The sequence below is a fragment of the Bacteroidota bacterium genome (genome assembly GCA_030706565.1).
GTDB lineage: Bacteria > Bacteroidota > Bacteroidia > Bacteroidales > JAUZOH01 > JAUZOH01.
Genome location: JAUZOH010000317.1, coordinates 1 through 4438 on the forward strand (window position 1 = coordinate 1; position 4438 = coordinate 4438).

The window sequence follows — 4438 nt, forward strand, 5'->3', positions numbered from 1 at the left end:
GCCTGTTCTTCTGTCGCACCGTTTTCCATCTGGAACTGCAATTTTATACCTGCCGATAAGGTTCCTATGGCCTTTTGAATTCCGCTGCTTAATAAACTTCCTTTCAATACATTTGCCTCGTTCAGGTATAAAGCCACTGATGAACTTTCACCTTTCAAGATTTCTTTTTCAGTTCCTGCAGGAATATATAAGACTGCATCCACATTACCTTTTTCAAGGCCGCGCCGGGCATCCTCCAGGCTTATATAACTCCTGTTTATGGCCGCAATAGGGGTAGCATCCGTCATGTTGGCCATTTTACGCGACATCATGGTGTGGTCCATATCCACAACGGCAACCGGCAGATTTCTGGGCACATTGGATGAAAAAATCCAGGTGACAAGTAAAAAACCAATCAATGGCCCAATGCAGACAATGAAAAAATAGGGCCATTGGCCAAATAAATTCTCTTTCAATTCCCTTTGCACTACCCTCCAAAACGGACTCTTACAATTCATTTCCATAACCTTAAATATTCTTATCTCAACTGGTCAGCAGTGAAAAATAAATACAGGCAAAACCATCCTGCTTAACGGCCTGCGATTATTTTTTCGAAATTTTATTCCAATCTACCAGGGCACTCATGCCCGGGCGCAATCCATCAACTTTTTCGATTGGAGTAGCATGGACTTCAAAAGTCTTCATATCAAAATCACCGGTTGTCTTGGTGGCATTCCAGGTTGCAAAACTTCCAAGGGGATGGATATAAGTTACTTTCAGTTTGATTGTTCTGTTTCCAAGAGCCGGGAAACGGGCATCAAAAGTGCTGCCCTGATGAATGGAGGCCAGCAGGTCTTCACGCAGGTTGAAGGTGATCCAGCAATCCTTCAGGTTGACGATAGTAACCACCGGATATCCGGCCGAAACCAGTTCTCCTGATTCTGCAATGATATTGGCAACTTCACCATCGATGGGAGAATAAATTTTGGTTTCGTTCAGGTAACTTTTCACCTCGTTGATCACTCCTTCAGCCCTGGATACTAAAGCTACGGCGGTGGCTTTATCTTCGACACGGGTTCCTTTTTTGGCCTTCACCCAGATTGCTTTGGCTGCATTGGCCGTTTCGCGGGCTGCCTTATATTGTGTTTCGGCTTCATCGCGTTTTTGAGCCGGCATTACGCCTTCTTTATACAAATTGTTGACCCTTTGATAAGTTTTTTCGGCCAGTTCTGAAGCAGCTTGGGCTTTCAAAAAAGTGTTATAGGCTGCCTGTATATCTTCTGACTGGGCACCGGCTTTTGCTTTTGAATTCTGGGCTTCGGCCCCACGAAGGGCTGCATTGGCCTGTTCGAGTTTGGCTTCAACCTCAGGGCTCTTTAAAGTGAACAGCAGTTGGCCTTTTATTACTTCATCTCCTTTATGAACGGGCAGATTGTCAATTCTTCCAATCAGTTTAGATGAAACTTTTATTTCTGTAGCGTCTACTTCGCCCTGTACTTCAACAGGTTTTGGCCGGCTGATAAGCCATGTGGAATAGATCAGGAAAATAAGTAATGCAGCGAATCCAATGGTGGCGAGCAATGTTCCTTTCTTATTCATAATAATTTCTGATTATCGGTTTAACTAATAAATTATTTTTCTGAATTATAATTTTCAAATTTGGCATCATTCCTTTGCTGGTAGATGGTAAACTCATCAGGATTGCCCGAGAGCTGCAGCAATTTCGAAAGGGTGGTGTCATAGCCGTACATGGCCTGCAAACGTTCAATACGGACCTGCGACAAAGCCAGTCTGGCATCCACTACTTCCGTGGAATTCGACATCTCATCATGAAATGCCTTTTCCCTGACCCTGACGTATTCTTTGGCCGATGTCAGTGCTGATTCAAGCTCCTGAAGCTGCTCGTGGTACATATTTAATTCTTCATAGAGTTTGTTTATGCCTGTTTCAATATCGTTTTGTGCCTTTTCTTCAATTTCTTCCACCTGTTGGCGTTTAAGGGCAGCTGATTTTATTTTGCGCGAGCGGGCAGTACCGTCAAAAAGAGTCCAGTTCAAGCCCACACCGGCCATCCAGTTTGGCGCGTATGGGGAAAGGTTTTTATCAACAAGTGTATAGCTCCCAATTGCGGCAACTGTTGGAAAATAATTTGATTTTTCGGCCTTATAGCCCTGTTCGGCCAATTGTTTTTTGGATTCAACCTGGCGAAGCAGCGGGTTCCTGTCTTTGGCCATGGCAATGAAATGGTCTTTGGGCTCAATGGCATCCAGGTAAAAAAGATTGGAAACCGGGATGATGGTAGAGTCGTTTTGCAGAGCCAGGGTGTTTACCAGTGCCTGGTTGAGAATGTCGGCTGTACGTTTGGCTTTGCTGTATTCGCGTTGTGCTTGGGCAAAATATACTTTGGCATGCAGGACATCTGCATTGGGGATAAGTCCCTGTTCCTCTATCTTGATGGCATCCTGAAGATGTTGATTCAGCCCATCCAGTACATCCTTTCTGACCAGAACAGCCTGCCGTGCAAGGCATAAGCCAAAGTAACGTTCGGCCAGTTCACTGATTAATTCACCTTCCTTCTGGCTCAGTACATCAGCAACATCCTTCTGCTCAATTTCAGCTGCCTTATTGGCCGCATTGATTTTCCCTCCGGTGAATATAGGCCATTGCACAGTAGCATTGACAGTGCCAAATTGTTTTTTCTGTATCATTTGGTTCCAGTCCTGTTTATCTATGGTTGTTAAAGCACTTCCCATAAATTGCCGGGTTTGTGCATCTGTCAAGGTTGGAACAACAGTCTGGGTGGCAGGATCGAGATTGGGATATCCGACATATGCGCCTGAATTATGTATTGCTGCAAGATATAAAGGTTCCAGTGCAGTTTTTACCGGACTCAGGTCCATCGTGATATCATCGGACATGAGCAGATAATTGGCGCTCAATCCTATTTTCGGAGAATGTAATCCTTTGGCTGCCTTGGCCTCCTGGTCCTTTTCTTCCTGCAGGTAACCAACTTCCTTAAGGACATGACTGTTCTGCCGTGTAATTTGCAAGGCCTGCTCAAAGCTAAGTTTTATGGATGCACTGTCTTTCTGCGCTTCTGCTTTAAATCCTGCAACCATCCAAAAGAACAAAATCATCCATACCATGGGATTTCTAGCTTTCATAATTGTCTCTTTTTAACGAATTAATACAAATTTTCAATACTCTAATTATTTCTTTCTCGCCCAGTTCGGAACGATTAAAAAAGTTTTTCAGTCTCATGTTGATGAATTGAATGGGGTAGGTGACTCCAAAAAGAAAAATCTCTTCTTCATCAATTTCTACCCTGATTTCTTTTGAGAAAAGTCCGGTTTCTTTAACCCTTTTACAAAGATTGAATATTCGTTCCCTTTGATTTTCCTGTATTTTGAAGTTATAATCGTTCATTAATACATACAGGAATTTTATTCGTTCGGGAAAGGTGTTGGCCAAACCAAATAAAGTGCGGATCATCTGTTCAAAGATGTCCCTTACGGAATAATGCTTATTGAGCAAATTCTCAAGGTTGTCCATCAGGCTGTTCAGATGAATAAACAAGAGGTCGTTCACCAATTCCGATTTGCTCTTATAGAAACGGTAAAGATAACCCTCGGCAACGCCTGCCCTGCCGGCAATTCCTGATATTGAAGCCCCCTCATAGCCCTTGGAAACAATCATTTCCATGGTAGCTTCCTTGATACGTTCTATTTTAGATTCATCAATTGTTCGTGACATAATTAAATTTTGAGTGAATACTCATTCATTTATGGGTGCAAATGTAAAAAAAGATATTATCCATTGATGTTAAAAAATTAAAAATATTTGAAAAAATTTAGCAAAGAAAACCATGGCACGAAGGGGTGAAGTGGTTTGAGATGGTTGGAAGTGGTTTGATATAGTTTGACGTAAAGCTTTTGTGGTTAAGTATTTTCTGCGTCTTTGTGTGAAATATTTTTCGCTAAGCTGCAAAGAAAACTGCTGAGTTTCCCTGAGATAAAATCTACAAAATCAAATTCTGTCCAACAAACAGGCAACCACGCTGAGAAAATACTGAGTTTCGTTGAGTAATCTCTAAAGATTTTTTTGCGTCTCTGCGCCTTTGCGTGAAAATGTATTGCTCGCAAAGACGCAAGGTCGCAAAGAATCAATACTTTAATAAAGCATTGGGTTTTGCTTTCGACTCCGCTCAGGCACCGACTATTGTATTGTCTGAAGCCAAATCTCAGCGTTTCTCATCTTAACTCAATGGCTCTCAGTGTAATGATATTCTCTTACGCTGAGTCACGCTCAGAAAATACTGAGGTTTTTCAATTTTTATCATAATTAATTGAACCATTTCTAACCATTTCGAACCCTCGAACAAACTCAAACTATTTTTTTCTCGGTGAATTCCGTGCCTGAGTGTTTATTGTATTTTTCACAAAGAAAACCGTATAGGTAC

General features: G+C 42.1%; 4 protein-coding genes. All 4 read right to left on the minus strand.

Annotated features, from left to right (window positions below; translation table 11 throughout):
- Window positions 1-503, minus strand: a 503-nt coding sequence (locus tag Q8907_13235) for an ABC transporter permease (GenBank protein MDP4275234.1), incomplete at its 3' end; no start/stop codon positions are given.
- A gap of 79 nt (window positions 504-582) precedes the next feature.
- Window positions 583-1578 carry an efflux RND transporter periplasmic adaptor subunit gene (locus Q8907_13240; protein ID MDP4275235.1) on the minus strand — a complete coding sequence of 332 codons (996 nt, stop codon included), beginning with the start codon at window positions 1576-1578 and terminating at the stop codon, window positions 583-585.
- A 32-nt stretch (window positions 1579-1610) separates the two neighbouring features.
- Entirely contained in the window at window positions 1611-3143 is a 1533-nt protein-coding gene (locus Q8907_13245; GenBank protein ID MDP4275236.1) for a TolC family protein, read from the minus strand.
- Window positions 3133-3732, minus strand: a complete 600-nt coding sequence (locus tag Q8907_13250; protein MDP4275237.1) for a TetR/AcrR family transcriptional regulator — start codon at window positions 3730-3732, stop codon at window positions 3133-3135. Before Q8907_13250 ends, Q8907_13245 begins: the two co-directional genes overlap by 11 nt.
- Between the last annotated feature and the right edge of the window lie 706 nt (window positions 3733-4438).